The organism is Candidatus Koribacter versatilis Ellin345, assembly GCF_000014005.1.
Classification (GTDB): Bacteria; Acidobacteriota; Terriglobia; order Terriglobales; family Acidobacteriaceae; genus Korobacter; species Korobacter versatilis_A.
On sequence record NC_008009.1, the window covers coordinates 1,702,614 to 1,726,514 of the forward strand.

24 protein-coding genes are annotated in these 23,901 nt (G+C 58.2%); 12 read left to right on the top strand and 12 right to left on the bottom strand.

Going from position 1 to position 23,901, the window contains the following annotated elements:
• Position 1: 1 nt before the first annotated feature.
• Complete coding sequence (locus ACID345_RS07230; protein WP_011522208.1) at positions 2-454, top strand: hypothetical protein; 453 nt, start codon at positions 2-4, stop codon at positions 452-454.
• Positions 455-457: 3 nt separating this feature from the next.
• Here the strand turns inward: ACID345_RS07230 and ACID345_RS07235 are convergent, their stop codons facing one another.
• A complete protein-coding gene (locus ACID345_RS07235) occupies positions 458-1,378 on the bottom strand; it encodes a tetratricopeptide repeat protein (protein WP_011522209.1) in 921 nt (306 codons plus the stop codon).
• Positions 1,379-1,420: 42 nt separating this feature from the next.
• A complete protein-coding gene (gene rmuC / locus ACID345_RS07240; protein WP_011522210.1) occupies positions 1,421-2,800 on the bottom strand; it encodes a DNA recombination protein RmuC in 1,380 nt (459 codons plus the stop codon).
• 139 nt (positions 2,801-2,939) lie between these two features.
• On the opposite strand from rmuC, the gene ACID345_RS25230 reads away from it, so the two are divergent.
• Positions 2,940-3,740, top strand: a complete 801-nt coding sequence (locus tag ACID345_RS25230; protein WP_049761782.1) for a CAP domain-containing protein — start codon at positions 2,940-2,942, stop codon at positions 3,738-3,740.
• 173 nt (positions 3,741-3,913) lie between these two features.
• Here ACID345_RS25230 and ACID345_RS07250 read toward each other — a convergent pair whose 3' ends face one another.
• Complete coding sequence (locus ACID345_RS07250) at positions 3,914-4,189, bottom strand: hypothetical protein (protein WP_011522212.1); 276 nt, start codon at positions 4,187-4,189, stop codon at positions 3,914-3,916.
• A 234-nt stretch (positions 4,190-4,423) separates the two neighbouring features.
• Between ACID345_RS07250 and ACID345_RS07255 the strand changes: the two genes are divergently transcribed.
• From ACID345_RS07255 to ACID345_RS07265, 3 genes are all read left to right on the top strand, one after another.
• On the top strand, positions 4,424-4,873 hold the full coding sequence (locus tag ACID345_RS07255; protein ID WP_011522213.1) for an acyl-CoA thioesterase: 450 nt from the start codon (positions 4,424-4,426) through the stop codon (positions 4,871-4,873).
• Positions 4,870-6,420, top strand: coding sequence for a histidine ammonia-lyase (hutH, locus tag ACID345_RS07260; protein ID WP_011522214.1), 1,551 nt, complete (start codon positions 4,870-4,872; stop codon positions 6,418-6,420). Before ACID345_RS07255 ends, hutH begins: the two co-directional genes overlap by 4 nt.
• 228 nt (positions 6,421-6,648) lie before the next feature.
• Positions 6,649-7,539, top strand: coding sequence for a hypothetical protein (locus tag ACID345_RS07265; protein WP_011522215.1), 891 nt, complete (start codon positions 6,649-6,651; stop codon positions 7,537-7,539).
• A gap of 45 nt (positions 7,540-7,584) precedes the next feature.
• Here ACID345_RS07265 and ACID345_RS07270 read toward each other — a convergent pair whose 3' ends face one another.
• Positions 7,585-8,160 carry an HDIG domain-containing metalloprotein gene (locus tag ACID345_RS07270; protein WP_011522216.1) on the bottom strand — a complete coding sequence of 192 codons (576 nt, stop codon included), beginning with the start codon at positions 8,158-8,160 and terminating at the stop codon, positions 7,585-7,587.
• 294 nt (positions 8,161-8,454) lie between these two features.
• Here ACID345_RS07270 and ACID345_RS26875 point away from each other — a divergent pair, with 294 nt between their 5' ends.
• Positions 8,455-9,357 (top strand): hypothetical protein, encoded by a 903-nt coding sequence (locus ACID345_RS26875; protein WP_187148960.1) that lies wholly within the window; start codon positions 8,455-8,457, stop codon positions 9,355-9,357.
• Positions 9,358-9,668: 311 nt separating this feature from the next.
• The gene (locus ACID345_RS07280; RefSeq protein WP_011522218.1) at positions 9,669-10,208 is read left to right on the top strand and encodes a helix-turn-helix domain-containing protein; all 540 of its coding nucleotides are present in this window, start codon (positions 9,669-9,671) and stop codon (positions 10,206-10,208) included.
• Between the two features lie 180 nt (positions 10,209-10,388).
• Here the strand turns inward: ACID345_RS07280 and ACID345_RS07285 are convergent, their stop codons facing one another.
• Together ACID345_RS07285 and ACID345_RS07290 are read right to left on the bottom strand one after the other, a co-directional pair.
• Positions 10,389-13,004, bottom strand: coding sequence for a TonB-dependent receptor (locus ACID345_RS07285; RefSeq protein WP_011522219.1), 2,616 nt, complete (start codon positions 13,002-13,004; stop codon positions 10,389-10,391).
• Between the two features lie 56 nt (positions 13,005-13,060).
• Positions 13,061-13,375 carry a hypothetical protein gene (locus tag ACID345_RS07290; protein ID WP_011522220.1) on the bottom strand — a complete coding sequence of 105 codons (315 nt, stop codon included), beginning with the start codon at positions 13,373-13,375 and terminating at the stop codon, positions 13,061-13,063.
• A gap of 206 nt (positions 13,376-13,581) precedes the next feature.
• Here ACID345_RS07290 and ACID345_RS07295 point away from each other — a divergent pair, with 206 nt between their 5' ends.
• The 4 genes from ACID345_RS07295 (at position 13,582) to rseP (ending at position 18,516) form a co-directional block, all read left to right on the top strand.
• Positions 13,582-14,385: an isoprenyl transferase gene (locus ACID345_RS07295; protein ID WP_011522221.1), complete on the top strand. Its 804-nt coding sequence runs from the start codon at positions 13,582-13,584 to the stop codon at positions 14,383-14,385.
• A gap of 3 nt (positions 14,386-14,388) precedes the next feature.
• Positions 14,389-15,312 (top strand): phosphatidate cytidylyltransferase, encoded by a 924-nt coding sequence (locus tag ACID345_RS07300; RefSeq protein WP_011522222.1) that lies wholly within the window; start codon positions 14,389-14,391, stop codon positions 15,310-15,312.
• A gap of 653 nt (positions 15,313-15,965) precedes the next feature.
• Positions 15,966-17,153, top strand: coding sequence for a 1-deoxy-D-xylulose-5-phosphate reductoisomerase (locus tag ACID345_RS07310; protein ID WP_049762058.1), 1,188 nt, complete (start codon positions 15,966-15,968; stop codon positions 17,151-17,153).
• A 22-nt stretch (positions 17,154-17,175) separates the two neighbouring features.
• Positions 17,176-18,516 (top strand): RIP metalloprotease RseP, encoded by a 1,341-nt coding sequence (gene rseP, locus ACID345_RS07315; protein WP_011522224.1) that lies wholly within the window; start codon positions 17,176-17,178, stop codon positions 18,514-18,516.
• A 98-nt stretch (positions 18,517-18,614) separates the two neighbouring features.
• Here the strand turns inward: rseP and ACID345_RS07320 are convergent, their stop codons facing one another.
• Both ACID345_RS07320 and ACID345_RS07325 read right to left on the bottom strand, forming a co-directional pair.
• Positions 18,615-18,989, bottom strand: a complete 375-nt coding sequence (locus ACID345_RS07320) for a response regulator (protein WP_049761786.1) — start codon at positions 18,987-18,989, stop codon at positions 18,615-18,617.
• Positions 18,990-19,105: 116 nt separating this feature from the next.
• The gene (locus ACID345_RS07325) at positions 19,106-19,822 is read right to left on the bottom strand and encodes a Crp/Fnr family transcriptional regulator (RefSeq protein WP_011522226.1); all 717 of its coding nucleotides are present in this window, start codon (positions 19,820-19,822) and stop codon (positions 19,106-19,108) included.
• Positions 19,823-19,961: 139 nt separating this feature from the next.
• Here ACID345_RS07325 and ispG point away from each other — a divergent pair, with 139 nt between their 5' ends.
• Positions 19,962-21,203, top strand: a complete 1,242-nt coding sequence (gene ispG, locus ACID345_RS07330; RefSeq protein ID WP_011522227.1) for a flavodoxin-dependent (E)-4-hydroxy-3-methylbut-2-enyl-diphosphate synthase — start codon at positions 19,962-19,964, stop codon at positions 21,201-21,203.
• 53 nt (positions 21,204-21,256) lie between these two features.
• On the opposite strand, the gene ACID345_RS07335 is transcribed toward ispG, so the two are convergent.
• From ACID345_RS07335 to ACID345_RS07345, 4 genes are all read right to left on the bottom strand, one after another.
• A complete protein-coding gene (locus ACID345_RS07335; RefSeq protein ID WP_011522228.1) occupies positions 21,257-21,724 on the bottom strand; it encodes a VOC family protein in 468 nt (155 codons plus the stop codon).
• A 153-nt stretch (positions 21,725-21,877) separates the two neighbouring features.
• On the bottom strand, positions 21,878-22,693 hold the full coding sequence (locus ACID345_RS07340; protein ID WP_011522229.1) for a helix-turn-helix domain-containing protein: 816 nt from the start codon (positions 22,691-22,693) through the stop codon (positions 21,878-21,880).
• Positions 22,694-22,826: 133 nt separating this feature from the next.
• A complete protein-coding gene (locus tag ACID345_RS27360) occupies positions 22,827-22,949 on the bottom strand; it encodes a hypothetical protein (RefSeq protein WP_266190112.1) in 123 nt (40 codons plus the stop codon).
• A gap of 94 nt (positions 22,950-23,043) precedes the next feature.
• Positions 23,044-23,826, bottom strand: a complete 783-nt coding sequence (locus ACID345_RS07345; protein WP_011522230.1) for an enoyl-CoA hydratase/isomerase family protein — start codon at positions 23,824-23,826, stop codon at positions 23,044-23,046.
• Positions 23,827-23,901: the final 75 nt, after the last annotated feature.

A 23,901-nucleotide genomic window follows, 5' to 3' on the forward strand; every position in this document is an offset into this window, starting at 1 on the left:
CATGCAACTGCGCTATGCTCGATTCGTGAAGCGAGCTTGGCTCACGTGCGCGTTGCTGTTCTTCGCAGTCTCCTGCCGGCGGCACGGCCCGGAACTCCCGGTGCGCGTGCTCTACTCCTCGCAAATTCCCGCCATTGCCAAGCTGCGCCAGTCGGAACGCGATTTCTCTTTCACCGACCCACGCCTCCGCAGCGGACGCGCATTCGTTGTGCGGTCTATCGCGGACAACGATCCGATCCACGCCCTTGCTGACAAGGGCAAAGCTCCACAATTTGAACTCTATATTTTGAAATCGGCGGCCGAGATTCCCGACATCCCAGAGATCCGCAAAGCGATGGGCGATTCCTTCACCGTATGCGGACAGGCCGTGGCATACATCCCCGAGTGGACAAGTGAAGAGCGCCGCGAAGGTGCGGCGCGTTTCATCCAATACCTCTCAACTCACTGCCGATAAAACTTACTTCGCTTTCGGCTTGCAGACCCGGATCGCGTAGGCAGCCGCCGGATTGTGTCCCGTAGCGGTAGCGGCCTTCTTGTAAAACTCCTGCGCGTGCGCAGCGTCTCCGAGCCGATCGTAGGTCTGACCAATCATGCACTGGATATACGAATCGTTCTGGTTCCCTTGTTGGAAATTCTCCAGCGCCTTCTTGTAATCGCCCTGGTAATACGCCACGTACGCGACAAGGTAAGGGAAGAACGGCTTCTGCTGCTCGATATTGCCTTTGTCGAGAATCGCCTTGGCCGCAGTGACGTGCTGCCATGGATCGTCGCCTTCGTTAATGCGCACCGCCAGCCGTGCTTCCGCGTGTGCCATGCGGAAATTCCACAGGTCCTTCTGCGCGTCGGTCAGGTTCGGCTGGCTCAGTGCGAGTTTGTGGCCTTCCTCGTACCAAACGCCGGCGGTCTCGATGTCGCCGCTATCAATGCAGGCGCGCGCTTCTTCGTTGGCGATCTCAGCAGCACGATTCAGGTCGTTCTTCGCCTTCGCGATGTCGAGCACTTTCTGCTGGTAGAGCACCGTCTGCGGACAATTGCCCTCGAACGCCCACGACATCGCCATCGCGCGATTGGCGTTCGACTTGTCGTCATCGCTCTTGGCAGTCGCGATCGCATGCTCGAAATATTTGCGAGCTTCCGGACCGCGCTGCATCACATCGAGCAGCGCACCGGCGCCGATGTTGGCATCCTGCGAGTCGGGGTCCGACTTTAAGACGTTCTCGTAAACTGCCAGGCCGTCGGATACCTTGCCGTCTTTCAAAAGTTCGCGAACCTGTTTCACGAACGCTGGAGCGTTGTCCGGTGGCTGCTGGGGCGCAGGCGTTTGCGCGAACAGGGTAGAGGAGAGCAGCAGAAGAATCGCAGAATTAAAACGTTTCATGGCGGCGAAATTATCGCACACGCACTGCGCACTTTCGAGTTTTCAGACGCCGGCCTTATCCACAAGCGGAAGTTGTTCGGCTTCCTGGGTCCAATCGCCTGCCTGAAGTTTCTTCGTGGTGGGCTCAATCTGTTCGATCTGCGGGATCTCTTCTTTGATTTGTATGGCGAGGTCGGGAAACTTGCGCGCCTTCGAAAGTACACGCGATTCCAGCGACGACACAGCTTTGTTGTATGCCTTCACCGCGCCATCCAGTTTGCCGCCCACGTCTTCGAAGTAGCCCACCATCGTGCACAACCGTTCGTAGAGATCTTTGCCAAGTTGGCTGACCTCGACCGCATTGCGCGCGATCTCCTGCTGCTGCCATCCGTAATGGACAGCGCGGAGCAGCGCGATCAGCGTAGTCGGCGACGCGATGATGACCTTGTCGGCAACGCCCGCTTCGATCAGCGTCGGATCTTCGGCAAGCGCAGCGCTGAAGAACGCTTCGTTCGGCAGGAACATCACGACCATCTCAGGAGCATTTTCAAACTGCTCCCAGTAGCTCTTCGCTCCCAATTTCTTGATGTGCACCCGAACCTGCGCCGCGTGCTGCCGCAGAAACTCAGCGCGCTCGGTATCGCTCGTCGCTTCGAGCGCGCTCAAATAAGCCGCAAGCGGAGTCTTCGCGTCAACGACCACGGTCTTGCCGCCGGGCAGCTTCACGACCATATCCGGACGCAGACCGCCGTCTTCCGTAGAGAGGTGTTCCTGCTCGAGGAAGTCGCAGCGATTGATCATCCCCGCCATCTCGGCAACACGACGCAACTGGATTTCCCCCCAACGTCCGCGCCCCTGTGGCGCGCGCAGCGCGGTAACCAGCGCTCCGGTCTGCACCCGCAGCTGGTCATTCGACTGCGTCAGCGTCTGCAGTTGGTTCAGCAGCGATCCATATGCCTCGTTGCGCGATTTTTCAATCTGCTGGATCTGTCCGTCGAATTTCGTCAGGCTCTCGTGGATCGGCTTAACCAGGTTCTCAATGGCTTGCTGCCGTTCGTTGAGATCGCCCTTGGCCTGGTTCTGGAAATCGGTAAGCTTGGTCTGCGCCAAATCAAGGAATGACCGGCTATTGGCTTGAAGCGTGGATGCGGCAAGCGCCTCGAACTGTGCCTTCATGTCGTCGCGTGCCTGGAGGACCGCGGCAAGTTTTTCGTCAGCAGCCTTCTTTTCAGCGTCCAAAGTAGCGCGCAGCCCAGCGAGTTCGCGGTCGAGTTGCGAAGCCTGCGAGCTTTTATTCGCTGCTTCCATGCGTGCGGTTACCAGTTCGCGCTCGGCGACCGAAAGCCGTGCCACGGCCGCGGCGGACTGCGAGCGAAGAGCGAAGTAGGTGATTGCGAAAGCAACCACTGCGCTGACGCTGGCCGCAAAAATAAGGGAGCCCATAGGGAGACACCTGTTGTTCTGGTGATTGTAAGTGGGGCGAAGAAAAAGCGGAAGCGGAACTTTTCCACTGCTCGCGGTGTTTATATCTATACCGTCCCCCTCGCACGGTCCCATTTATGATTCCTTTGGATTGATTCCATTGTTCAAACGTCTTTTGATTCTTTGTCTTCTGAGCGCTCCGCTGTTCGCAGCCGGCCAGCGCGCTAGCGATTTCGACCCCAAGGCCGAGGACGAAATCATCGCTCTTATCAACCAGGAACGGACCCAGCGTGGCCTCGCGCCGCTGATTAAAGATGATCGTCTAACTCGCGCCGCTCGCGTGCATACCCAATTAATGGTCGAGAAGCACGAACTCAGCCATCGCCTGGCGGAAGAACCTGCGTTGCGCGAACGGGTTTCCGTGACCGGCATCAGCTTCAATGCTGCCGGAGAAAACGTCGCCTACGACGCCAACGTCCAGCACGCACACGTTGAGTTCATGCACTCGCCGGGCCATCGCGCGAACATCCTCGGCGCCAAGTTCAATTCCGTTGGCGTGGGCGTTCTTCGCAGCGGCAACCTGGTCTGGGTCACCGAAGACTTTGCCGAGCGCATAGGTGTCACTTCGGCTTCGGAAGCCGCAGGCATTGTGATAAACAAATTCGCCGCCATGCGTCGCGCCGCCGGATCACCACCAGCCACGGAACATGCGCTCCCGGAACTCGGCAAGATGGCGTGCGACATGGCGCATAAGGACCATCTCGACAGCCATGAAGCGAAAAATCTGCCGAACGTTCACGAAGTGATGGTGTGGGCCACGCCGAACCCAGCTGAGCTTCCCTCGAAACTGAAGAACCTCGCGGACGATCGCAATTCCACGACCTATTCTCTCGGCGTGTGCTTCGCAGCCAGCCCAACCTATCCGAGCAAAGTCTTCTGGATGGTGATGACGCTCTACTGAAAAAGAGAGGGACGCAGAAGATGCGTCCCTCGTGCATTTGATTATCCAGGCGCCGGATCCTTCGTTATCAGGAGCACCGGTCGGGTATGAATGCAACTTCAGTACGTCTACTTCAGGCCGAAGGGTTTCTCGATCCCACGGCATTGGCCCTATAGGGGAGGGTCAAAACTTGTTTAATTAACCATCCGTGCGACTTCTGTTTCGCGGATGCTTTGCACCGGCATACGCGGGTTGATGTTGGCCTTGATGAACTCTTCGCCCGCCCGCATCATGTGCATCCACATCTCGTAAGCTTGGCCGTTTTCGTTCAGGAAATTCGCAGCCTGCTGCAATGAAATCTCGCCGCCTGTTTCACGCGCGAACTCCACCAGGTGCGCTACTGTGATTTCCGCCGTTACCCGCTCGCGCCAGCACTTCTTGCTGGTTACATCCTGGATCTTTTTCATCATTGCTTCCCGGCAAATGTGAATTTGTTGTCTTGCTGAAGGGAAGATACGTCGCGAGACGACTCTGCCCTATGGCATCCGTCACGAGGGCCTGTGATTTACGTCACAAAATGAGGAACACGCAGGAATGACGCGGGTCCGAGAGGCGTCCCACAGGGGTGGGAACGGACGAGGAGTCGCGTGCTGTGCTAGCCTCAAGGGGCAATCTTCTACTCAGGAAAGGCCTGTTTTCCTCCCGTGAGTTCCGCAACCGTCCTCGATACTCGCCTGCGCGTGCGCTATGCCGAAACCGACCAGATGAACGTGGTGTATCACTCGAACTACATCATCTGGTTTGAGGTGGGCCGGGTGGAGTTCATGCGGCAACTTGGCTTCACCTATCGCGAGATGGAACAGCAGGAGCAATTGCATCTTCCCGTCGTCGAGGTACGCTGCCGCTACAAGGCGTCGGCGCGGTATGACGATGAGATTACGATCCGCACTCACATCGCGCGACTGCGCTCCTCGCTGATTCAGTTTGCCTACGAGATATTGCGGGTCGAAGACGGCCTGCTGCTCGCAGAAGGCGAGAGCACGCACGTCGTGGTGAATGCCGAGATGCAGAAGGTCCCGTTTCCCGAGAAATATATGAGCGTTTTCCGGCAGGCCGCAGGCCGCGCGGTTGAGACGCAAGCTGAGGCTGAATGAAAGCTCTTCATCTTACTGGCAATACTCTTACCCTCGACGAAGTGCGCGAGGTCGTTTACGAACAACGTCCTGTGTTGCTGGATTCCGATGCGCGCGCCGCGGTAGATCGCGCTCGCGCTGTGATCGAAGATGTCGTCGCCAACGATCGCCTCGCGTATGCAGTGACGACGGGTGTCGGCAAGTTGAGCGATGTCCGCATTCCTCCCGCAGAAAATCGCACCCTGCAACTCAACTTGATGCGCTCCCATGCCGTGGGTGTGGGCGATCCACTCAGCGAGCAGGTCAGCCGCGCCATGATGCTGCTGCGCGCCAACTCGCTTTGCAAAGGATGGTCAGGCGTACGTGGCCTGGTAATTGACACGCTCTGCGAGATGCTCAACCGCGGGGTGCATCCTGTGATTCCATCGCAGGGAAGCGTCGGCGCCAGCGGCGATCTCGCTCCTCTCGCGCACCAGGGGCTGGTGCTAATCGGCGAAGGCGAAGCCTTCTATCAAGGCAAACGTGTCAGCGGCGCAGAAGCGCTGCGCGCAGCAGGGATTAAGCCGATCACCCTCGAAGCCAAGGAAACGATCTCGCTGATCAACGGCACCCAGGCGATGCTTGCAGTCGGCCTGCTAGCAGTGCTCGACGCCGAAATTCTTGCCGAGACCGCCGATGCAGTCGGCGCGCTTGCCCTCGATGTACTGCAGGGAACTGACGCTGCGTTCGACGAGCGCATCCATAAAGCTCGCCCGCACTCCGGACAGATCCAAGTCGCGGCGAACCTGCGCCGCCTGCTCGCCGGCAGCCAGATTCACGAATCGCACAAAGACTGTGCCCGCGTGCAGGATGCCTACTCGCTGCGCTGCATGCCGCAAGTGCACGGCGCCGTGCGCGACACCATCCACTATTGCCGCTCCGTCTTCGAAGTCGAGATGAACTCCGCGGTGGACAATCCTCTGGTATTTCCAGAGCCGAAGAAGGTCGGCGAGCGCTCCGACGCGCCCGTCCATGGCGACATCATTTCCGGCGGCAACTTCCACGGTGAGCCGGTAGCGTTCGCGCTCGATTTCCTCGCGATCGCCTTGAGCGCGCTTGCCGGAATCTCCGAGCGCCGCATCGAGCGCCTGGTGAACCCGGCGCTGAGTGAAGGGCTGCCCGCCTTCCTCGCTCCCGGCGCAGGACTCAATTCCGGCTTCATGATGCCGCAGGTCACGGCCGCCGCTCTGGTCAGCGAGAACAAGGTGCTCTCACATCCGGCGTCGGTGGACTCGATCACCACTTCGGGCAATAAAGAAGATTTCGTCTCGATGGGAATGACGGCTGCGCTGAAACTGCAGCGCATCGTCCAGAACACGCGCAATGTTATGGCGATCGAAGCGCTAGCGGCCGCGCAGGCGCTCGACTTCAAAGCCCCGCTGAAAACAACGAAGCTCCTGCAGAAGGTTCATGCTGCGGTTCGCGCGGTTTCACCGCAGATCACCGAAGACCGCATTCTCACGGCGGATTTCGCAGCGGCGGAAGCGCTGATCCGAAGTGGAAAGCTCGCAGCGGCGGCGCGCAATTAGTTCGCGATGTCCCATCACTGTGGGTGCCCCAAACTGTGGGTGCCCCACCCTGCCGGCTTCAGCCGGAGGGTGGGCGAGCGAGGCAGCGTCGGCACCGGTTGTTCAGTAGCCATTCGGGACTTTCGTGACGTGCCTTCACTGTTAATACACGTGTTAAATGAGGACAGCCACTTTTTGGTGGGAGGGTAGTAGTATCTCGAAAAATGTTCCCCAGGAGGGTCCCAAGGTATGTTGAGGGCAGCAGCGGGCCTTGTCGCACTTGCTTCCATTTTGCCGGTCCCGGCACTCGCAGCAAGTAAATGCGGCCCCGCGATGGTGCAACTCGTCGTTCTCGACCCGGGCGGTTCCTCGCTCTCCGGGCTCGATCCGAGCGACTTTAAGGTGCGCATCAAGGGCCAAAACGCTACCGTAAAGGCAATGGACTACGGGCTGTTTCCCCACAGCACGTTGTTGCTCGTCTCGCGCGACAACAGCATGGGGCAATCCATCAAGATCGACTTGGCGCGACAGCTTGCGAACAGTGTCGTCAACAGCGCGCCGGGTCCGGCGATGAACGGCAGTTTTGCGGGTGAAGTTTCCGGTATAGCCGACGCGCGCTCGCAGCCAGTTACCGCCGCACTCCAAGCCGCTTCCGACAATCGCAACGCGATGTACGACGCGATCGTCGCCGGCATGTCCACCATGAACCTGCATCGTGGCGATTCCGTCGTGGTGCTGGCGGATTCTCCCGACAATGGCAGCAAAACCACGGCAACCGAGTTACAACAGCAGCTCTTGAACCATGGCGCACGCTTGTTCGTGATCGCGCTGCCTCCGGCCAACGGCTCAGGCACAATGCAGAGCCTCTCCGATCTGGCCGACGCCACCGGCGGAGCCGTGATCGTGCCGCTCCGGCTAGATGAATCCACCAAGGGCGTAGTCATCACGCCCTCCCAGGTTGACGGAGCTGTCACCACGTTCTCGCACACCTTCAGTCAGTACAACAACATTTATCAGTTGGAAACCGATCTCGACGGCCAGGAGAAGCCGCAGCCGCTGAAGGTCGACGTGAATCGCAGCAAGATGGGCTCGGGAAAAGTCGTGGCCCCCACCATGCTAGCGCCCTGTACCGCGATCTAGATTCACCACCACTCGAGAATCAGGCCGGAGCAATCCGGCCTTTTCTTATGCCTGCGGCTGCACGCCTTCGAGGCCAAGTTCCTTCGCGATCCCCTTCATCGCCTCGATGCAGAACCCAATGTGTTCTTCGAGCTCAACGCCCAACTCCGCCGCGCCATTGACGATGTCATCGCGATTCACGCTGCGCGCAAAGGCCTTGTCCTTCATCTTCTTTCGGACGCCCTTGGCTTCCACCTCGGCAAGCGACTTGTTCGGTTTGACCAGCGCGGTGGCGGTAATGAACCCTGCCAGTTCATCGCAAGCGAACAGTGTTTTCTCCAGTTGCGACTCGCGCTTCACGCCGGAGTACTCGGCATGCGACATAATCGCCCGGCGCACATCTTCCGGCCACCCGCGTTCCGCCAGAATCGCGTTGCCCTTGAACGGATGCTCCTCCGCGGTCGGATATTTCTCGTAATCAAAATCGTGGATAAGCCCCACGATCCCCCACTTGTTTTCGTCCTCCCCAAACTTGCGCGCATAAGCGCGAACGCAAGATTCCACGGCGAGCGCGTGCTTGCGCAGGCTCTCCGATTGCGTGAACTCGGTCAACAATTCCCAGGCAGATTCGCGTGTCATCATCGCCAACCAATATAAGCGATGCCGTCGCCTTCCAGCTGCTCCGCCAGAAGCACTGCCACCGCTCTCCAAAACTTTGGTGGCGGCGAAACTTTTCCTCGGACGGTGGGTTCATGCCAATAGAATCCGTGACGATCGCACGGCCTGCCTACGTGAAATTCCCCCCAATTTCGCCGTGGAACTATGCCTATTGGCAGGTTCCGTTGGTCCGAAACGGAGCTAAAATCTGCAATACAAAGTGTTGGTGCGCGAATGGGGCAGCAGTGCTCCGGGTCACCCGCGCTGCAGGAGGCGCAGATGAACGGCCTTAAATTTCTTCGTGTTCTTCTGATTGCTCTAGTGAGCTTGAGCGTGAGTACCGCGTTGGCCTACGGCCAGCACGGTGGCGGACATGGCGGTGGTGGTGGCGGCGGTTTCCACGGCGGCGGTGGAGGGGGCTTCCACGGCGGCGGCGGTGGTGGTGGCTTCCACGGTGGTGGAGGCGGCTTCCATGGAGGAGGCGGCGGTTACCACGGTGGAGGCGGTGCCTATCACGGAGGCGGCTATGGCGGTGGATACCATGGCGCTGGCGCCTATCACGGTGGCTACGGCGGCGGATACCACGGCGGCCACGGCGGCTGGTACGGTGGCGGTCACTCTCACGGCGGCTATTACGGCCATTCTCACGGCGGATATTGGGGCTATCCCTACTATGGATGGGGCTTCGGTATCGGCTTCGGCTGGGGCTACCCGTATTACGGCTACGGATACCCATACGGCTATGGCTATCCCTATGGCTACGGCTACTCGTCCTATCCCTATCAACCGTACGGCTACTACGGTTCAGCTGGCGCGTCTGACGATTCGGATCCGTCGTATCAGGACGATCAGAATTCCTCGCCCGACGGCTCATATATCCCGAATGCGGGCGTAGCGCCGCCGCGTTACTCCACGCCTTATCCGCGATCGAACCCGACCACAATGCGCGAATCCGCGTACAACGCTCCGGCGAACCAGCGGATGGTCGGCTACAGCTCCGCGAAGGTAGACCGGCAGATGGCATCGGCGCGACCGGGCGTGCGCAACGTGGTAAATGCCTTGCAGAACATGCCGCCTCAGGCACGGCAACAGCAACTCGCGTCTGGACGCTATAACAACCTGTCGGCTTCGGAGATGAAAGTGGTCCGGGTCGCGGCAGGAGTGCCTCCGCACGGTAAATAGGCACTCAAAACACGGTGCATTCCCAAACGGCGCTAGCACGATCTGGCGCCGTTTTCTTGTGATATTCAGGTCAGAGGAATCGAATTAGTAACTCCTAGTACTTGTTACGGAAATGTACCGATTTTCTCCCGGTTTTCGCCGGAAATCTTAGGAAGTTCTTGCGTTCCCGCCTGTCCTTTCCCGCTGGATTCGGTTTTTCCCGGCGAAAGGTCTTGACACAAAAGGTACCCCTCTTGCAAAGTACGCAAAGCTACTTCACGAAATCGTGAGTAGCTGGAGATGTTCCCAGCTCTGGCATCTTCCACAACCTGATGGCCACCACGCTCGCACCTGTTGACTCCAGGGAAGTGGTTCGATGCGATAAATGCACACTCGTCCAGTTCCGTACTACCAACAATCTCTGCCGAAAATGCCGCCAATCGCTTGATCCGGAAGAACCGGAACAGGTCATAGCGCCGCCGCAACCCGCAGTCCACGTACCGTCCCACAGTTCCCATTCGCAGTTGCAGATTGCCCAATCCATCCGCAACCTGCGTCAACGTGCCGGACTCAGCCAGCGCCAACTCGCCCTGCGCATGCAGGTGCCGCGTACGTACGTCTCGAAGATCGAGAACGAAAAGGCCACGCCGACACTTTCATCGCTCGAGCGCCTTGCCAAAGCACTGCAGGTGACCCTGCCCGATCTATTGACGGGCGGCCAGCCGAGCCGTGAAGAGCAGGTGCGCGACCTGATGAGCGATTCGTTCCTCGCCGAACTCATGCCGATTTGCCAGCAGTTGAACGGCCTGCAACTCAACAGCATTCTGAACCAGGTGCGCGAAATCACCATGCGGCCCAGAAGGACCGCGTAGAAGTTCTCGTAAGACGACCTACCCAATAGTCCACGAGAAAAGCCAAGGCGACGGCCTTGGCTTTTACTTTTGGAAATCAAATCCTTTTCACCACGAAGGGCACGAAGTTCCACGAAGGAAATTAAGAACTCAAAAAACCTTCGTGTCCCTTCGTGTCCTTCGTGGTAAAGGCTTTTGAAGTTAGAAGTGCCAGCTCACCTGTCCCGTGTACGACCGCGGCGGGATGAAGTGTGTCCCGCTGAATGTGGACAGGAAGTTGTACAGCCCGTCTTTGTTCGTCAGGTTCGCAACGGTGAAACTGACCGCAGTTTTATAACGGTCGGCGTGGAAGATATTGTCCCAGCCAATCCCCATGTCGAGGACGTTGCGCGATGCGATGCGCGCCGGGTTCTTGTCCGCGTCATAGGTTCCAGCCGCCGGAATCACCACCCGCGTTGCGCCGATGCCCGCAGCGCACGAACGAATCGGCGCTCCCGGAGCCGCAAAGACGTCGCCACAGAAGAGCCCCATCTGCGCCTGCTCGTCGCCGGTAAGCGTCAGTGCGGTCGCGAAATCCGGAATCGCACCCGCAACCTCGCCACTGTCATAGCGCCAGGTGAAGGAGATCCACGGCGCGTCTTTTTTCGGCTGGTATTGAACGTTGGTTGAAGCGCCGAACGCCTGGTCGTGGTCAATCCGGAACGGCGTGGTGCTCAGATCGGAATTGAAGATCAAGCCGCCGTTCTCCGGCGGGAAGAATCGCGCCCGGGTGTGGCTGAGCACGGTGTACGCGGTCACGCCTTTGTACGTCGGGAAGGTGACGCGCGCGGAGAAGCCGTCAATCTTCGCCTGCTTCCACTCGATCGGGAACGCCAGCGGCGTGTTGAAGAGCGTGTCGAAGTCGTAGGCGTTCTTGGTGAACTTCCAGAAGTACTCCGCGTCCACCACGGCCCACTTGCCGATTGCCTGTTGCAATCCAGCGTCGTATTGCGTGCGATGGCCTGGCTGGATCGGAATCGCTTCGCCGCCTTGTGCAAGGCCGCCCGCCCCGGTTGCGCTGCTCAGCACCAGATTCTCGTTGTAGGGCGTTTCAAAGAAGCGCCCAAACGATGCCCGCAAAACGGTGTGCGTCTTGTTGACGTTGTACGCGACGCCGAGTCGCGGCTGCAGCAAGTGGCCCGACGAAATGCCGTTGTAGTTGTCGCCGCGAACGCCGAGGTTCAGCACCCACTTGCCAAGCGTGATGGCGTCCTGCGCGTAGATGGACTCTTCCTTCACATCGGCGTGTCCGACGAAGTTAAACAGCATTCCGCTGCGCGTCAGATCATAGGGAAGCAAGTTCGGATCGAAGCCAGGATTCGGAGCGTAGCCGGTCGAGAAGCCCGCGCACGCCCCCGGATTCATGACTCCCGCTGCCACCACCGGCAAGCCTGACGAATCCACGCAAAGCGCGTTGTAAAGCGGATCGGTCAAACCAAAGCCGAAGCTCTCACCGAGAATCGTGTGCTCGAACTGCACCCCAGCTTTGAAGTTGTGAATGCCCTTCACATACGAAACATCGGTTTTGATGCCGGTATTCGTCAGCCGTCGCGACTGGCTCAGCGTTGCCGGCTGATCCGCGAGGATATCGTCGCTCGGGTAGTAGCCAACCTGGTCCTGGCGGAACCATGCCGTGGTCGCGAGCAATGTGTTGTTGTTGAAAGTGTGGGTCCAGCCCGGAGAAACGTTCAGGCTCTTGATCTCCTGGCGCTGGTCCTGCGGCGTCTCCTGCGCGAACTGCTGATCGTAGCTGTTCGGGATCTGGAACCACGAGCGCGTGAAGCCAAGATTCAGATGCAGCACATCTGCGGTGCCTGCCTGCCAATCGGCGCGATCGAAACCACTCTGCGAATTCCCGCGCGCGTGCAGCGGCATGAATTCCGGCGTGTCGAGAAAGCGTCCGCTGTTGAGTCCGCTAACAGAGAAGAAGTTTCCAAGCTTGTCGTTGCCTTGCAGGATATTGAACGAGGTGGTGCTGGTTCCGAACGAACCATACGTGGTCGAGATCGAACCCGTCGGCTGCTTCAGGCCAAGACCCGAGCGCGTAGCGACGCGCACGACGAGCGAATTCTTATCGCCGAATTCTGCCGGAGCTACACCCGAAATTACTTCCATGGACTGAATCGCATCGGTCGAAATCTGGTTAGAGAAGACCTTGCTCTGCTGGTCCGTCATCGGCTGGTTGTCGAGCGAGAACGAGGTGTCTGCGTGCTCGCCCAGCGGATGGAACTGGCCGTTCGAGTCGGCAGTAATGCCCGGCGTAGACAGCGTGATGACCGAGCTGAGCTGTGACGACGAGCCTTCTACCGGCAACTTGTCGATCAGTCCGCGATCGACATCGGTGTGCGAGACAGGATCGGTCTCAACCAGGTCACCGGCATCGCCCTGCACGTCGACCGTCGTGGCCGCCGCAGCGATCGGCAACGTCAGATTCATCGCAAACGGTACGCCGGAGCGAACCTCCGCGTCGGCAACAGCCGCGGTGAATCCCTTCGCCTCGGCAGTCACGTGGTAGTTGTTGAACGGCACGTTGCGGAAAATGTAGCTGCCGTCATTGCCGGTCGCCGCCTTGGCCGTGTAGCCGGTCACCGGGTTTTTGATCGTGACCGTGGCGTTCGGAATGACGGCGCCGGTAGGATCGGCAACCGTGCCCTCGATCGCTCCGGTATTTCCGCCGGACGATTGTGGATCGCCGGGCGCAGAATCACCGGCAAGCAGGGCAGTTGAGGCGAGGAATAAAGCAGAAATAAATAGGCAACGAACTATGAGTAGACGCACTCTCGTGGACCTCCACATCCATTAGCTTTTGTTGGAAACGCACCGCTCGCGAGGAACTACGCGAGAGCGGGCGGAGGCCGGATGTGGAGATGAAAATCAGGTTGGATCCCGTCGCTCAGCGCGGCGACTGAGAAAACTTGCGCCTGGCCTTCAAAACAAACGGGAGCGGATGTGGTCGGAGCGGCGCCGTGTCCTACCGGCGTCGAACTACAGATGGGGCAGAGTCCGTCGGCGTTCTGGGAGATTCTGAACCCCGCCTGCCCGACGTTCCGCTCGTTGTCCCAGTGCGCAATCTGGATGCCCGCCAGCGTGAAAACGGCGAGCGCCAGGATGAGCGCAAGACAACGGCGAAATGAGGACCCACTCTGCATTGCTTTTACTTAGATGGACGAAGCCCAAAAAGGTTCGGTGACTTGCGACGTATTCCGATTATACGGATCGGAATGCGACCCGGTTCTCCACCTTCGTCGCACCCGCAAGTGTCCCAAGATGAATGCTTTGTCACCAGCAGCAGCACTACCGTTCTTTGCATCTTGTTATACGCTATGTTAGGGTCAATCTTTCCCTCGAGGTAGGCGTGCGAGCATCCATTCCTGCCGGGCTGAGCCACAAGGAAGCGGAGCTTTATTCCCGCCTTGATCCAGCTAGGTTCCCCCGGCACATCGCGATCATCATGGACGGTAACGGCCGCTGGGCCAAGCGCCGACATTTGCCGCGCATCGCCGGGCACCGCTCGGGTGTCTTCGCCGTCCGCAACACGGTGCAGTGCGCGTCGCGCATCGGCATCCCCGCAATGACCTTGTATGCCTTCTCGGTCGAGAACTGGCTGCGCCGCCCCAAGACCGAAGTCTCGTTCCTGATGGGCCTGCTGCGCCGTTATCTCAAGATTGAAATGTCGTCGTTCCACGAGAACAACGTCCGCGTGCAGTTCATTGGACGCTGGCGCGAATTGCCCGTCGAAGTGCAGGAGCGCATGGACTGGGCGATCGAGGAGACCGCGAACAACACCGGCCTCACCCTGACCTTCGCCATCAACTACGGCGGCCGCTCCGAAATTGTGGATGCCGTGAAGTCGATGATCAACGCCGCGCGTCGCAACGGCGGGTTGAACCACCTCGACATCAACGAAGAGTCCATCGACCAGCACATGTACACCAGCCAGTTGCCGGAACTCGACCTCCTCATTCGCACCAGCGGCGAAATGCGCTTGAGCAACTTCCTGCTCTGGCAAGCCGCGTACTCCGAAATCTACGTCACTGAAACCCTCTGGCCCGACTTCAGCGGCGTCAAGCTGCTAGAAGCCATCGCCGAGTTCCAGAAACGCGAACGCCGCTTCGGCGGCATCGAAAGCATCCATCCCGCGACGGTCCACTCCGCGTAAGCGATGAAGCGCATCGTCACCGCTCTCGTCCTGATCCCGTTAGTTCTGCTCGCCGTCTTCAAAGCTCCAAGCTGGCTGTTCACGCTGCTCGTCTGTGCGGTAGCGCTGCTGGCGCTCAAAGAGTATTTAGATTTGGTGGAAGCGTATGGGGTTAAGCCGATACGCTGGCTTACGTATTTCTACGTGGTCATGCTGTTCATCGCGTCTATTTTGGCGACGTTCCCGTTCACTCACTACGATTCAATCGACACGCCGTTGCTTGCAGTTCGAGTTCCGGCAATGTTTGCGACCCTTCTGTATCTCTTCTCGCCATTCTTCTTCATGGCCTTCGCCATGCGGCAGGAGCCATTGTCGAAGGCATTTCCCAGTGCGGCAATGTCAAGCATAGGACCGCTATACGTGGGCTTGCCGATGTTCGCGCTTACACTGTTGCAGGACCTTGGCTGGTACCCCGTCATTTTCACTTTCTTTGCGGTTTGGGCCGGCGATACAGTCGCAATGTACACGGGGAAGGCGATCGGAAAACACAAGATGTCGCCCCGCATCAGCCCCAACAAGACATGGGAGGGTGCAGTCGGCTCGGTTGTCGGAAGTGTGCTCGCGTGTTGGGTGCTGACAACCTTCGCACCTGGGATCAATCACGCATTGCATCTCCAAGGCGGAATGACGTTCTACACGCCGCTTAGCGCTGACGAACTGCAACGTTACGTGCCCGGTTTATTGCACGGTTGGAAAATTCCTGTCGTTGCTGTGGTCCTCAACATCGCCGCTCAACTCGGCGATCTAGTGGAGTCGCTAATCAAGCGCGGCGCAAACGTGAAAGACTCCGGCACCATGCTCCCCGGTCACGGCGGCATCCTCGATCGCATCGACGCCCTCCTCTTCGCCGCCCCCGTCGCCCTGGTGCTCTTCGAATTCGTCCGCTAATCTCAACCTCTGTCATCCTGAGCGGAGAGCGCACAGCGCTCGAAGTCGAAGGACCCCTATCGTCACACTGCTCTGTCCCTCGCGCTCTCCCCACGAGCTATTACCCATCAGTAAACAAAATTTTTCACTCGCCCTGTACCACCTTTGCGGCAAATTCGACGACAAGCAAAATTCCAGGGTTTACCACCGCTTTCTATGGCGTTTCAGGAAAGAAATCACGGGGCAAAACCGTCAATTTTGTGCCCCGCGAAAATACTGCCTCCGCAAACCACCAGTAAATAAGCACTTATAAAACCATGTTAACCAGAATCTAACTTCGGGTTTTACCGTAAGTTTTCCTCGTTTCTTCCCGGTAACTTGGAAAAAGGTTAGCCCACTCCACCCGCCTCTCGAATCAATTTCATCGCTTCCCGGTTCACCCAATCCTGATCGTGAAACTGCTCTCCCCACGAAATCGGCGTGACGTTTTTGGGAGCGGAGACGAATGTTCGAGTTTCGTTGCGCAAGCGTGGAAGACGAAACGGAAGCACGAATACTCCTGAAATGCCGACGGAGCGCTTACCACTGCGCGCGTGATGCTGGCCATGGTTCGCCACCTTTGGTCACGTTTCCCGACGCGCCTCAACTGCGATATCCTAGAGGTTCCCTTGATGCTGAAGCGTGTCGCCATCCTCGGTTCGACCGGCTCCATCGGTACGAGCACCCTCAAGATCGTCGAAGCTTATCCAGAGCTTTTCGAAGTCGTGTCTCTGGCAGCTGGAAGCAATCTTGATCTTGTCACCGAACAGACGGTTCGCTGGCATCCGAAGGTCGTGTCGGTCGCCACAGAAGAAGTTGCTGAAACTTTGCGCGAGCGGCTGAAGCATGCCGGCGTGAAGGGAACGAGAGTTATCTCTGGCGAGGCCGGCACTGTCGAATGTGCGACTCTGCCGGAAGTGGATTTCGTGGTCAGTGCAATCGTCGGCGTCGGCGGACTCAAAGCGACCTACGAGGCGGTGAAGGCAGGGAAGTCCATCGGCCTCGCGAACAAAGAGACCATGGTGGCTGCCGGCGAATTGATCACTGCTGAGGCGCGCAAGCAGGGCAAGCCGATCCTTCCGATAGACAGCGAGCACAACGCGATCCACCAGGCGATGCGCGGCGGACGACTGAAGGAAGTCGAGAGGGTCTGGTTGACCGCTTCCGGTGGGCCGTTTCTGCATACGCCGAAAGCCGACTTCGAGCACATCACGGTCGAACAGGCGTTGAACCATCCCACGTGGAAGATGGGACGCCGCATCACGATCGATTCTGCGACGTTGATGAATAAGGGCTTCGAGGTGATCGAGGCGTGCCGACTGTTCGATTTACCAGCCAGCCGGGTCGAGGTCATCGTGCACCCGCAGAGCACGATTCACTCAATGGTGGAGTTTGTGGACGGTTCGTTACTTGCGCAACTTTCGGTAACGGACATGCGGTTACCGATCCTGTATGCGATGACATTTCCAGATCGGATTCCGTCTAATCTCAAGTTTCCCGTCCTGGAATTGAAGCATTTGGACTTCTATCCTCCCGATCCAGAGAAGTTTCCGTGTCTGCAATTGGCCTACGAAGCCGCGGAAAAAGGTGGGACAAAGAGCATTGCGCTCAATGCTGCGGACGAGGTTGCGGTAGCTGCGTTCCTAGAGGGTGGGATACCATTTAACGATATTCCGGCTACGATTCGGCACGTATTAGATGAAACGCCGGAGGCACATCCGGAATCTATAGATCAGGTCCTTTCGGCGGATGCGGCGGCGCGTGAAATTGCCCGCAAGCACATCCAGGAATTGCGTTCCTCTGTTGTCGGTCTACATTCCTGACGAAGTTCTAAGTTGAGGTTGGATGGAAGGTTTTCTCATAGCGATTGTGTCGATCGTGTTCGTACTCGGGGTGTTGGTTCTCGTTCACGAATTCGGTCATTTTGCCGCTGCCAAATTGTTTGGCGTTCGCGTGGAGACATTCTCCATCGGGTTCGGAAAGCGGCTCGTCGGTTTCCGGCGCGGTGAGACCGATTACCGCATCAGCGCTCTCCCGCTCGGCGGGTACGTGAAGATGACTGGCGAAACTCCCCTGGACAGCCGTACCGGCGCGCCCGAGGAGTTCATGTCTCATCCGCGATGGCAGCGGATCATCATCGCCCTCGCCGGCCCGTTCATGAATATCGCGCTCGCCATCGGACTGCTGACCGTGGTCTACATGGTGCACGACGAAGAACCGGCATTCTGGGGAGAAAAAGCGACGGTGGGGTTCGTTGCTCCGGGTAGCACCGCGGACAAGGTCGGCGTGAAAGCCGGCGACACGATCGTAAAAATCGCCAACGTCGATAATCCGACTTGGGAAGACGTTTATCTCCAGACCTCCACGAGTCCGGGAGCGGCGGTACGGCTCGATCTCCTGCGCGACCGGCAGGTGATTGCGACTTCGGTTGTCCCCGAGAAGGGGTCTGAAGAGCAGGGCAGCAATCCAGGTTGGACTCCGTACAATCCGAACACCGTTGCCAGTCTTGAAGCGGAGATGCCTGCTGCGAAGGCTGGCATCAAAGTCGGCGATTCGATTACGGCGATCGATGGCGCACCGATCTACTCGACAGAGTCGATGATCGCCATGCTGCAACAGACAAAGGAAAAGCCGGTCGAGCTGACTGTGCAGCGTGACGGCAAGGAATTTAAGGTTACTGTGACGCCGCAGCTGACCAACGACAAGGGCGAGAGCCGATATCGCATCGGCATGGTATCGGAGCCGAAGTACATCTCGCTTCACTTGCCGTTCAAGGCTGCGCTGTCGAAATCTCTCGACGAAAACCGGAAGTTCTCATTCCTCGTCGTTGACCTGGTCAAAAAGCTGGCGCGGGGCGCAGTTTCGATTAAGACGATGTCGAGCCCGATCGGCATGGCGAAGGCATCCGGCGAAGCAGCTCGGCAGCCCGGTTGGTCGCCATTGATGCGGATGATGGCGCTCTTCAGCTTGCAGCTTGGGATCTTCAACTTGTTCCCGATCCCCATCCTCGATGGCGGCATGATCCTGATGCTATTGATCGAAGGCCTTATGCGCCGCGACATCAGCATGCGAATCAAGGAACGCGCCTATCAAGTCGCGTTTGTCTTCCTGATGCTGTTCGCAGCCGTGGTCATCTTCAACGACATTGTGAAGACGGTTCCCGGGCTACACCAGCACTTGCCGTAAAGAATTTCCAGCGCAGAAAACGAAGGGCACGGCTTTGGCCGTGCCCTTCTTACATGGAGGAGTCTTGGAATGGGAACCAAGTACCCGGGGAAATTTGCCTAGTCCAGCGTGTTACTGACGAACTGCTCTCCTGCTAGAGCCGCACGAACGGCCCGCAGAAAATCCGAGTGAGCGTTTTGCTTCACCACGTATGCCATCGCTCCTGTTTCCATCGCTGCAGCGATTACTTCCGGCGTTGACATTTGCGTCAAGAACACGATCCGCGTTTGCGGAGCGCTCTTTCTCACAACGTGGGCCACATCAATTCCACAAAGATCGGGCAGTCCTATGTCCAGCACCACTAGATCTGGCATGTGTGCACACACGGCTTCGATCCCTTCCCGGCCGCTGGCGGCCTGGGCCACAACTTCAATCTCTGCTTCGGCGCTGAGGGCGCCTGCCGCGAAGTCGCGGAAGGCTTTGAAGTCGTCCACAAGTACAACGCGGATCTTTCGTCCGCTTGCTGCGTTTTGTTGATCGTTGGTCCGGTTACACACAGTAAGGATTGTGACAGCAACGTGAATCGCTGTCGTTGCGCGGTCGCAAGCCCCTAGTTGTTATCGGGCAAATGCGAGCGCAATGAGATGTAGCGCGGGTCGGCGGCCTCGTGTTGCATGTGTTCGAGGGAGCGCAGGATCAAGCGCCCACGGGTTTTCGAGAGCACATGGGCCCGTTTCCATCGGCCGAGAATGCGGCTTGCGGTAAACATCGTCACGTTCGCACCGCTTGCGAGATCTTCGTTGGTTATATCAAGCAGGATGCCGTCTTTGGTCTGTTCTCCGATGCTAACCGCGAGGGTTGCAATCTCACGTGCGAGGCGTTGCTTTGCAGATTGGTTGGTGAAACCGCGCAAGAAGTGGGCAACATAGTCCGACGCGATGAGAAGGGTGTTTTCGAACAGCAACGGATGGCGCTGCATCAATTCGCGGATCACATCGCGCTTCCAGGCCGCGATGGTGCTCGGAATCACGGTCTCTGTGCTGACGATGTAATTGCGCGGGTGCGAGAGGACGGCCGCGGCGCCGAACAGCGAGCCACGCGGCAGCCACATGAGAATCGACATCCTGCCATTCGGTTGTACGAGGAAGTGACGTCCACATCCCTCCAACAGCAGGTACATGCAGTCGGCGGTACTGTTTTGATGGGTCACGATAGTGCGGGCCATTAACTTGTGCACAGTGGCCGCGGAGAGCACTTCAAGGCGATCGGCGGGAGACATTCCTTCGAAGAGTGGGGACTCGAGTTGCAGCGCTGCCTGCGTGGCCAAGGTACACCTCTCAATTTGTGCATCGTAACTGTACTTCCAATACTCTGATACTGCTAGAGTTAGCAGTTACGGGCAGATGAATTAGCCCTGCTTGAGGCGGTTTTTGGGACATCCTAAGCTGCTAAAATAAACCTAAGCTATGCCTACGATTTACCGCCGTAAAACTCCTGTTGTTCGCATTGGAGACGTCTGGGTCGGCAGCGACGCGCCGGTTGTGGTGCAGTCGATGACCAACACCGACACCGCCGATGTGGACTCGACGATTAAGCAGTGTATCGCGCTTGCCCGCGCCGGGTCTGAGCTCATCCGCGTCACCGTGAACAACGATGACGCCGCCAAGGGCGTGCCGCATCTCGTTGACGGCCTGGCCAAGATCGGCATCCATACGCCGATCATCGGCGATTTCCACTACAACGGCCACATCCTGCTGAAGAAATATCCCGACTGCGCGAAGGCGTTGGCGAAGTACCGCATCAATCCCGGCAATGTGTCGATCGGTCGCAAGGACGACGACAACTTCAAGGCCATGGTGGACGTTGCGGTTGAGAACCAGAAGCCCGTCCGCATTGGCGTGAACTGGGGCTCGCTCGACCAGCAGCTTCTCGCGAAGATGATGGACCAGAACGCGAAGCTCGCTGAGCCGAAAGAAGCCCGTGACGTGATGATGGAAGCGATGATTGTCTCCGCGCTGAATTCCGCGGCAATCGCCGAACGTTACGGCCTGCGTAAAGATCAGATCATCCTCAGCGCAAAGGTGAGCGGCGTACAGGATTTGATCGACGTTTATCGCGATCTCGCCAAGCGTTGCGACTACGTGCTGCACCTCGGATTGACCGAAGCAGGTATGGGAGCGAAGGGCGTCGTGGCATCGACGGCCGGTTTGTCAGTTCTTCTGCTCGAAGGCATTGGCGACACAATTCGCGTCTCGCTTACGCCGAAGCCGAATGGCGATCGCACCGAAGAAGTTCTGGTCGCGCAGCAGATTTTGCAATCGATGGCGATCCGCAGTTTCACACCGCAGGTGACAGCCTGCCCGGGTTGCGGACGAACCACTAGTACCTTCTTCCAGGAACTCGCCGAGCGCATCCAGAACTACATTCGCGAACAGATGCCGCAGTGGAAGACCCGCTACACCGGCGTGGAAGAGATGAAGGTCGCGGTGATGGGCTGCGTGGTGAATGGCCCCGGCGAATCGAAGCACGCTAACATCGGCATCTCGCTGCCGGGCACATTTGAGGAGCCGAAGGCGCCCGTGTACGTAGACGGCCGCCTGATGACGACGCTCAAGGGCGACAAGATCGTCGAGGAGTTTACGACGATTCTCAACGAGTACGTAGACAACCGATACGCAAAGAAGGCCGAAGAAGCGGTCGGCGTTTAAGTTCCACGAAGGCGCAGAGAAACGAATCTCTGCGCCTTCGTGTTTCTGCCGATCTATGCAGGTTTCATCTGTTCCTTCATGCGCCGATCCATCTCTTCCGGCGAGACATCTTCGACGTGGGTTGATACATACCACACATAGCCGAACGGGTCTTTCAAGCCGCCACTCCGGTCGCCATAGAACTGCGTCGTCAGCGGACGTTCCACGCTGCCGCCAGCTTCCACAGCGCGGTTGAAGACCGCGTCGCAGTCGTCGACGTAGAGCACCATGCTCACCGCCGAGCCGCCCAGGGTAATTGGGCTCTTGTGTGCGAGCTCCACTTTTTCCTCGGCAAGCATGACCATCGAATTGCCGATCTTTATCTCTGCGTGGGCGACGTTGCCCTTGTCATCGAGCATTTTGTAGACTTCCTGCGCGCCGAAAGCCTTGGTGTAATACTCCATTGCTTGCTTCGCGCCCTTGATCACCAGGTAGGGTGTGACGGAGTGGTACCCGTCGGGAATCGGTTTTACCTTCGACATTGCCATATCTCCAAATGAATTGAAGCGGACCAGCACTCCCGCGCACCGCAGCCTGATCCCAAATACTCGTCCGGCCGCCATGCGTTGAGTCGCCATCCTCCTATGGGTATGAGTCTGGCGGATTGCGCTCGCCGCGTATTGTAAAAAATTGACCTAGTCGGCCAGAGGCACGTGATTGAGGTGCACGGTGCGGCTGGCAAGATATTCCGTCGGGCTAATACCGGAAAACGCTTTGAAATCGTGGACGAAGTGCGCCTGGTCGAAATAGCCACAATGCAGCGCAATGTCGGCAAGGTCTACATCCCTCTTCCCGCCGATACCGTGCACGACTTCCTGGAAGCGCAGAACGCGGCAGAAGAGCTTCGGCGTAAGTCCGACTTGCTCGCTGAACAATTGGATGAACCGCCGCGAACTGATGCCGATTTTCTCCACCAGCTCGGCCATGCTTTGTGCCTGTCGCGAATGCATCTCGTGGAGGGCGAAGAGGACTGCCTTGTGGTGTTCGAAGGCCATCATCTTTTCCATGAGCGCGGCTTCGAGCAGGTCGAATTTTGCCTCAACGCTGGGGAGCGCTAGGAGTCGCTCGCGCAAGGTGTTCGCAGAAGGCCCCCAAGCATCCTCGAGAGAAAGATGCTGGTCTTTGAACTCGCTGAGCGGGAGATCGAAAAACGGAAATGCGCCACCAGGAGCGAAGTGCATGCCCATTACGTGCATCTGCTCATCGGTATCGATCACCGTGTATTCCGTGAGCATGCCGGAGATCAACGCGCCGCGATGCGTAAGGCATTCGTTGTTCTTGCGCGGGTCGTACACGCGCGTGATGTCTTCCTTGAGATTGAAAACGACTTCAATGGTGCCGGTGGGTAGGATCCGCTCTTTTTTGTGCGCTGTCTCGTAGCCCTCATAGAACCAGAGCACGCGTACGAAACGCGACAGCGGCGGCTTGGGGATTCGGTGCAGGAACTTCATGGAAAGCGCCCCACGCGCTTCGGGAAAGTTTAGCCCCGCCCCGCAAACGATTCAACTCACAAGCAAAAGGCGCGGCAGGTTCGCCGCGCTTCTGCTGCGTCGCTTCGTTGTCACCGCTAAACTCTTCACACTGTTATTGGCGCGCTGCGAATTCCATGATCGCTACCGCCGCCGCAAGCCATACACCGAACGCTACGAGGTTTGCCGTCACTCGCACCGTAAAACTATCGATTGCCCAGTTCCATTTTGCGCTCATCTTGTGCCTCCACGGGACCCTTATGTAGAGAAGTACGCACGAGCGGGGGAAAAGTTCGCAAACGTTGCAACGGTTGATGGGATGAAGGGTGGGATTAACGGCCACTCCATTGCGGTTTGCGCTTTTCGAGGAATGCCGTGACCCCCTCGCGGAAGTCAGCTGTAGTGCGGATTTCGGCATTGGCGCGCATGGAGGAGGGGATGTGCCGGTCTAGCTCGTCGGCGCTGAAGCTGTTGATGAGGCGCTTTGTTGCAACCAGCGAAGCGGGGCTGTTTTGCAGGAGTGTTTCGCAGAGTTGTTGCACGCGTTCGTTCAGTTTTTCCGGCGGTACGACTTCGGTGATGAGACCGATGCGGAAGGCTTCGTCGGCGCTGAGAATGCGGCCGGTTAGCAGGAGGTCGCGCGCTTGCTTCTCGCCGATCTGGCGCACCAGGAACGAAGACACGATCGCCGGCGTGAATCCGATACGGACTTCCGTGTAGCCGAACTTTGCTTCCGATGAGGCGATGGTGAAATCGCAGAGCGTCGCGAGACCTGTGCCGCCGGCGATCGCAGCGCCGTTTACCGCAGCAATTGTGATCTTCGGGAAGTCGTAGAGGGTACGGAACAGGCGCGCTACGGTCTCGGTGTCTTTCAGGTTCTGTTCAGTGCTGTTGCCGGTGATCTGGCGCAGGTTCTCGAGGTCCATGCCGGAGCAAAAGGCGTTGCCGGCGCCCGTCAGAACGAGGAGTTGCGCGGGACTGTTCTCGACTTCGGCCATGGCGGTCAGGAGCTCATCAATCAGCTCGTAGCTCATGGCATTACGCTTTTCAGGGCGGTTGATGGTGATCGTGGCGACGGCACCTTCGGTATGACAAAGCAGCGTTTTATAGCCCATTAAGCCCTCTCGACTGCGGAATTGGCGCTGTGCCCCAACCCGGGGAGACATCCCCAAAAAGCGGTATCTACAGTT